The sequence below is a fragment of the Bradyrhizobium sp. P5_C12 genome, from assembly GCF_054049735.1.
In genome coordinates this window covers 24083-30400 of the sequence record NZ_JBFULU010000067.1, presented here as the reverse complement: position 1 = coordinate 30400, position 6318 = coordinate 24083, and the positions used below count along the sequence as shown (strand labels likewise).

The 6318-nt window shown below is 64.2% G+C and carries 7 protein-coding genes and 1 tRNA gene; 4 read left to right on the top strand and 4 right to left on the bottom strand.

The features are described 5' to 3' along the window. Nucleotides 1-202, bottom strand: a 202-nt coding sequence (locus ACXJMY_RS34745; RefSeq protein ID WP_456623865.1) for an Hpt domain-containing protein, incomplete at its 3' end; no start/stop codon positions are given. Nucleotides 203-397: 195 nt separating this feature from the next. Beyond that, nucleotides 398-1051, bottom strand: a complete 654-nt coding sequence (gene chpT / locus ACXJMY_RS34740; RefSeq protein WP_456623864.1) for a histidine phosphotransferase ChpT — start codon at nucleotides 1049-1051, stop codon at nucleotides 398-400. 226 nt (nucleotides 1052-1277) lie between these two features. Between chpT and ACXJMY_RS34735 the strand changes: the two genes are divergently transcribed. Beyond that, a complete protein-coding gene (locus ACXJMY_RS34735; protein ID WP_456623863.1) occupies nucleotides 1278-2102 on the top strand; it encodes a 3'(2'),5'-bisphosphate nucleotidase CysQ family protein in 825 nt (274 codons plus the stop codon). Nucleotides 2103-2130: 28 nt separating this feature from the next. Here the strand turns inward: ACXJMY_RS34735 and ACXJMY_RS34730 are convergent, their stop codons facing one another. Further along, nucleotides 2131-2616: a YHS domain-containing (seleno)protein gene (locus tag ACXJMY_RS34730; RefSeq protein ID WP_456623862.1), complete on the bottom strand. Its 486-nt coding sequence runs from the start codon at nucleotides 2614-2616 to the stop codon at nucleotides 2131-2133. A gap of 139 nt (nucleotides 2617-2755) precedes the next feature. On the opposite strand from ACXJMY_RS34730, the gene ACXJMY_RS34725 reads away from it, so the two are divergent. From ACXJMY_RS34725 to ACXJMY_RS34715, 3 genes are all read left to right on the top strand, one after another. After that, entirely contained in the window at nucleotides 2756-3361 is a 606-nt protein-coding gene (locus ACXJMY_RS34725; protein ID WP_456623861.1) for a DUF1134 domain-containing protein, read from the top strand. 119 nt (nucleotides 3362-3480) lie between these two features. Continuing rightward, nucleotides 3481-4779, top strand: coding sequence for a hypothetical protein (locus tag ACXJMY_RS34720; protein ID WP_456623860.1), 1299 nt, complete (start codon nucleotides 3481-3483; stop codon nucleotides 4777-4779). A gap of 172 nt (nucleotides 4780-4951) precedes the next feature. After that, a tRNA-Val gene (locus tag ACXJMY_RS34715) sits at nucleotides 4952-5026 on the top strand. Nucleotides 5027-5449: 423 nt separating this feature from the next. Here ACXJMY_RS34715 and ACXJMY_RS34710 read toward each other — a convergent pair. Next, entirely contained in the window at nucleotides 5450-6226 is a 777-nt protein-coding gene (locus ACXJMY_RS34710; RefSeq protein WP_456623859.1) for a class I SAM-dependent methyltransferase, read from the bottom strand. Nucleotides 6227-6318: the final 92 nt, after the last annotated feature.

The following is a 6318-nucleotide window of genomic DNA, read 5'->3' as shown; positions in this document are numbered from 1 at the left end:
GCGTCTCGCCGGCATGCGCCAGCGCTTCCAGCCGCGGCAATCCCAAAAAGCCGCACGTGCCCTTGATGGTGTGGACCAGGCGGAAGATGTTATCCAGGATCTTGGCGTTGTTCGGCTCCTGCTCGAACTTCACCAGCTGATTGTCGACGGTGTCCAGGCTCTCGCTGGTCTCCGTCAAAAACTCCCGCAACAGATCATCCATGAAAACAGGCCTTCATACAGGGAGGGCACGCACGACGAGTCATGCGCCATTCAGAATGGGGCCAGCTTCACCGCAAAGCGTTTAATATTGGTTGAGTATGTGCAAAAGAACGGAGCCAACAAAGAGATAAGGCGCTCCGGACAAGCCGAAGCGCCTCGTAAAGATTCGATTAATCGTCCGAGAAAGACGCCGCGTTTACGAAGCGGTAACCGTGATGGCTTCGCCTTCCGGCGCCAGCGTCACGGTGAGCCCGCAGGCCTGCGCAAGGAGCCGCGTATAATAAGGCTGGATCGCGTGCGCATCCGCGGCAGGCCCGCGCTCGCCGCTCAGGAGCTCGGCGATGTTCTGCGGCAGGCGCGCATTATGTCCGGTGGCGGTGACGCGGAAGCTCATGGTCTCGCCGTCTCCGATCGGATCGACCTTGAGCAGGCCGCCGCGCGGAATCGTGTGCTGGGCGACGACCAGCATATTGAGCAGCAGCTTGACGCGATTCTTCGGCAGCAGCAGCCGCGGCAAATTCCAGGTGATCGTGCACTTGCCGTCCTCGATGTGGCCGCGCGCCATGGTCTGGGCGTCGCCGAGGTCGATCTGCGCACCGGTGGAGCCGGCCGCGCCGAAGGCGAGACGGCAGAACTGGAGGCGGGCGGAGGCGGTCTTGGCGCTCTTGCGAATCAGGTCGAGCGCGAACTCGCGGTCCTCGGGCTTGGGATCGTCGTCGAGCACTTCAAGCCCGTTGACGATGGCGCCTACAGGGCTGATGAGATCATGACAGACCCGCGAGCACAGCAGCGCTGCGAGTTCGAGCATATCGGGAGCAGTAGCGGTACCGGGTGACGAGGTGCCAGACATAAAGGGGTCCTGGAGGGTTCCTGGAATTGCACGGCGCGGACGCGGCGAATCACGCATGCTTGACGAATGGCGGCGGTTCTAACATTCGCAAGCCGGTCGCAGCTAGCTTGCGATAGGCTCGAAGCGGCCATAAGCCCAAGCCGAAGCCAAGTGGAAGCAGCGACGAATCGATGGCGAATCGACCGCGAATCAACCGAGAGAGGCGAGATTTGCCGATGAATGAGGCATGCAGGTGAGGATCATCGACGGCGAAGCCGCCTCCCGCTTGATGGAGCCGCTCACAGCGCTGGTGGTGAAGGCGGGCGAAGCCATCCTCGCGGTGAACCGGGCGGCGATGCGGATCGACGGCAAGCAGGACGGCTCGCCGGTCACTGAGGCCGACCTCGCCGCCGACCGCATCATCGCGGACGGCCTGGTCCAGCTTGCGGGGGACGTGCCGACGCTTTCCGAGGAGCGGACCCAGCTCGCCTGCCCGCCGTTTCGCGACAGCTTCTTCCTGATCGATCCCCTCGACGGCACCAAGGAGTTCGTCGCCGGCCGTGACGAGTTCACCGTCAACCTCGCCCTCGTGACCCGTGGCGTGCCGCTGCTCGGCATCGTCAGTGCGCCGGCGCTCGGGCTGCTGTGGCGCGGCATCGTCGGCCACGGCGCCGAGCGCGTGACGTTTGACGGCGCTACCATCGGGGCCGCCGAACCGATCCATACCCGCACGTTGCCGAAACCGGGCGAGCCCTGGATCGCGGCGGTGAGCCGCTCGCATGGCGATCCCAGGAGTGACGCATTCATCGAGGCCCGGCCGAATGCGGTGCGAAGGACGGTCGGCTCGGCCGTGAAGTTCGGCCGGATCGCGGAGGGCAGCGCCGACATCTATCCCCGCTTCGGGCCGACGTGCGAATGGGACGTCGGAGCGGGCTGCGCGGTCGTAACCGCGGCCGGCGGCACGGTGACCGACGGCAACGGTGGCGAGCTCCGATTCGGCGAACGGCGCGATACCGGCTTCATCATCCCGGACTTCATCGCCTGGGGCGACCGACGGGCGGCAAGGCTCTGAGCTGGTAAGCCTCTGAGGTGGCAAGGCCCTACTGACTGAGCTTGTCCTGGAGCGCGGGCCAGCGCTTGCCCACCTCGTAGAGGAAGCGCTCCGGATCGGCGGCGAAGGCGTCGCGATTGGCTTCCCGGCTGAACAGGTAAAGCCGCTGCGCCGCGATCACGAAGAAACGGGGATTGCCGGCAATCGCGATGCCGCGGGCGATGTCGGCCGGATCATAGCCGCCGTACTGTGGGCCATAGATTTCGGGATGAGCCAGGAAGGAGGCGCGGTTGCCCTCGTTCCGGAAGCGCCAGACCGCCCCCCAGAGGTTGGCCTCGAACTCCGCGGTGCCGAGCGCGGCGCCACCGTCGACGAAATAGGCCACGGGATCGAACCCCTCGATGGCCACGCCGCTGAAGCGGTTGACGACGATCCGCTCGGTGGTGGCGGCCTCGGCCGGCACCCCGGCGCAGGCGATCCAAATGCCCGCCAGCAGGCAGACCAGATGCCCGATCAAGGCAATTCCGGGGCGCAAAGGGCTATCTTCCTGCCGTTGTGCCGTCATAGTTGCTGCGGATAACATCCGAGTCGAGGGGACATTCGGCGCAACCTAGAGCCGTGCCTGTTGGCGTCAGGTTAAGGAAGCGACCGGATTCGATACCAGGGGTTCTTTTATGACTTTCGCATCACGCCTTGCCGCAGTCGCGCTTGCCGCGATGGTCGGGTGGATCGTGCCGGCCTCCGCCCAGCAGCCGCCGCCGCCCAACCTGCCGCCGCCGCAGCGGAGCCCGTCGCCCAGCACCTATGGGCCCGACGAACTCGTGACCGCCGGCCACCGCTTCTTCGGCAACGTCTCGCGCGGGCTCGCCTCGATCATCGAGAAGGCGGTCAGCCAATGGGGCCTGCCGAACGGCTACATCCTGGGCGAGGAAGGCTCCGGCGCCTTCGTCGCCGGCCTGCGCTATGGCGAAGGCACGCTCTACACCAAGAACGCCGGCGACCTGCGCGTCTACTGGCAGGGCCCCTCGCTCGGCTTCGACTGGGGCGGCGACGGCGCGCGCACCATGACGCTGGTCTATAACCTGCCCGCCACCAACGCGATCTATCAGCGCTTCGCCGGCCTCGACGGCTCGGCCTATATCATCGGCGGCTTCGGCATGACGGCGCTCACCGCCAACAACATCGTGCTGGTGCCGATCCGCTCGGGGCTCGGCCTGCGGCTGGGAGCCAATATCGGCTACCTCAAATACACCCCGCGCGCGACCTGGAACCCGTTCTAGGGCTCCCCCTCTCCTCCCGCGACAGATCAAGGTTAACAACAGGCCGGGGCTGGCTTTTAGCCGCCCCGCCATGGCATTGTCGTTGGTAAATTTTTCCTTAGCCTTGGGAGTTCTGGACCATGGTCGAACCGATCATGTACCTGGCGATCGGTTTCCTGCTCTCGATGCTGTGCGGGCTCGCCATCGTGCCGCTGGTGCATAACCGCGCGGTACGCCTGACCACGCGCCGGCTCGAGGCCGCCACGCCGCTGTCGATGGCGGAGATCCAGGCCGACAAGGACCAGCTCCGCGCCGAATTCGCCATGTCGGCGCGGCGGCTCGAGATGAGCGTCGACCAGCTCAAGAACAAGACCACGAGCCAGCTCGCCGAGCTCGGCAAGAAGAGCGACGCCATCAACCGCATGAAGATCGAGCTCGGCGAGAAGAACGCCACGATCTTTGCGCTGGAGGCCCGCGAGAAGGCGGTGAAGGAGCAGCTCCGCGCCACCGAAGAGGAATTCAACGCCAAGACCACATCCTTGCGCGAGGCCGAGATTGCGCTGAGCGACAAGCAGGGCGAGCTCGCCAAAATCAATTCCGAGCTCTCCGACCGTTCGATGATGGCCGAGAGCCGCCAGGTCGAGCTCGTCGCGGTGCGCGCGCAGATCGAGGAACTCAAGAATCGCGTCGGCGATGCCGAGAAGGAATTTACCGCCACGCAGGCGCGACTGGCGCAGGAACGCTCGGAATCGGAGACCGCCTCGCGTGAGCTCGGGGATGCCCGTGGCCGTGTCGAAAATCTGAGCCAGCGCGTCAACGAGCTCGATCGTCAGCTCATCGTGCAGGTCAAGGAGGCCGAAATGCTCTCGGGCCGCGTCGCCGACCTCGAAGCGCGCCTCGCCACGCAAGGCAAGCTGCTCGCCGAGCGCGACTATGAGAACAACCAGCTCCGCCAGACCAATGAGGGCTCCGAGCGCACCATCAAGGAGCTGCGCGTCGAGATCGCCGCGTTGAGCGGCGGCAAATCCTCGGCCGCGGTCGAAACACTGCGCTCCGAAAAGGCCGCGCTGGAGGAGCAGCTCAAGACCGCTCGCGACGAGCGCGCCAAGCTCCAGCGCGACATCAACGCGATCCAGCAGCAGGCGGAGAGCTCCTGGGCGACCGAGCGCATGGAAAACGCGCTGCTGCGCGAACGCATCAACGACATCGCGGCCGAGGTGGCAAAACTCGCGATGCAGCTCGAAGGCCCGAATTCGCCGATCGAGGCGCTGCTTGCAGCCGAGGCGGGCCAGCCTCCGAAGCCGGTGCCGCGCCCGGCCAATGGCACTGCTGCCAATGGCGCGGCTGCGGCGACCCTGCCCGAAGGCGGCGGAACGCTCGCCGAGCGCATCCGCGCGCTCCAGGCCCACGCCTCCCGCGCCCGCCAGCAGGGCGCGTGAGTGGGCCAAAAACCCGGTTTCCGTTGCGAATTGCGTGATCTGCGCAAGGTTTTCGGGCCGGTTTTTAGCTCTTGGCCCGTCTGAAAACTTGACACCTTTGGCCCGCACTTCTAAATCGCGGGCTTCGATGTGCCGGCCGGCCGCAAGGTCCGGCCGCCTGCATGATGGTCCCGGGCGCATAGCTCAGCGGGAGAGCGTTCCCTTCACACGGGAGAGGTCCAAGGTTCGATCCCTTGTGCGCCCACCATTCATCCTCCTGAACCTGACCGGTTGCGGACGATCGTCGACGCCTCTGGCGGCTGTCGGGACCGCCTCATCAAAAAAATCGACAAACAACCCCATGCACAGTAGCCGACGTCAGTCGGATCAATGAGTTACGCCTTTTCCGAATTCCGCTTGCTCCGTCGGGCAAAACAGGGGCAGGATGGCAGCATCGGGGGAGAGGCTCAGAGCCCTATGCTCCCACCATTTAGGTGGCGCGGAAACGGCTTGTCCAGGAATCAAGAAGCGCTTCCGCCATTGGACGTACGGCGCCCTCCATAGCCAGGGGTCAGCATGGCTGAGTGCGGAGACGCAGCGGGCGCATCCGCGAAGACGCTCCGGCCCGATCCAGCCCGAGCGTCGTTGAGGTTGCCATTGTCGCCGTACGGACATTCCGTCGTCGCCAGCGTTACCCCGACGGGAATGGCCGAGCGGCTTTGGTGTACTTGATTGCGCCAATGCCGAAGCCTTCCTGGCTGCGGCTTTGAACGAATTCCCTGTGCTCGTAGAATGGCGACAACTCGCGCCACAGCTGCGGCACGCCGCCCGCCCAGGCGCTGGTGCTGCCGCTGGATTCGATGATGTCGTGAAACAGGATGACACCGCCCTCCCGGACGAAATGCCGGTAGCAGAGAAAGTCCTGCTTGACGCCCTCGTAGCGATGATCCCCGTCGATGAACAACGCGTCGATCATTCTGCCGTCGAGGAATTTCGCGACCCGCCGGACCGTATCGTCCGCGTAGGACGGCATGTCGAAGAACGTCCATCGCTGCTGCGGCGTCGCCAGCAGCTTCAGCATTTCCTTGTTCTTCACATGCAGGTCGATGCAGACCATGGCCTCCATCGTCGGCAGAAATCGCCCAAACAGAAGCGACGTTCCGCCGTTCAGCGTTCCGATTTCAACCACGAGCTTCGGAGCGGACGCAGCGATGTAGTCAAGGGCGGACGAGATTTCCGACTCGATTTGACAGGAGCCGGTGCCCATATGTTGTCTGGTGAAGTCAATGACGTCCTGCACGCTTGATCCGCGCTTGTACTGCCCAATGATCCCATCCCTCTTTTGGGGACTGAATTTGAGACGCAGGGCAGGTCCGCTATCGGCCAGACGTTTCTTGATCTGTCTGACCGCGAGAACGGCCGGATGAAACTTCAGTTCCGTCAATCGCGCATTGAAGGCCTTGCTCAACGACATATCGAACCTCACTTCGCGGAGATTTGCCCGACAGCCCTTAATTGCTAAGATCGCCTCTCATTTTTGATCGACTTTAAGGCTTTCGC

Bases quoted from the DNA above. Each gene is read 5' to 3' on its own strand.
- chpT (WP_456623864.1), bottom strand. From the start codon at position 1,051: ATGTCTGGCACCTCGTCACCCGGTACCGCTACTGCTCCCGATATGCTC.
- ACXJMY_RS34735 (WP_456623863.1), top strand. From the start codon at position 1,278: ATGCAGGTGAGGATCATCGACGGCGAAGCCGCCTCCCGCTTGATGGAG.
- ACXJMY_RS34725 (WP_456623861.1), top strand. From the start codon at position 2,756: ATGACTTTCGCATCACGCCTTGCCGCAGTCGCGCTTGCCGCGATGGTC.
- ACXJMY_RS34720 (WP_456623860.1), top strand. From the start codon at position 3,481: ATGGTCGAACCGATCATGTACCTGGCGATCGGTTTCCTGCTCTCGATG.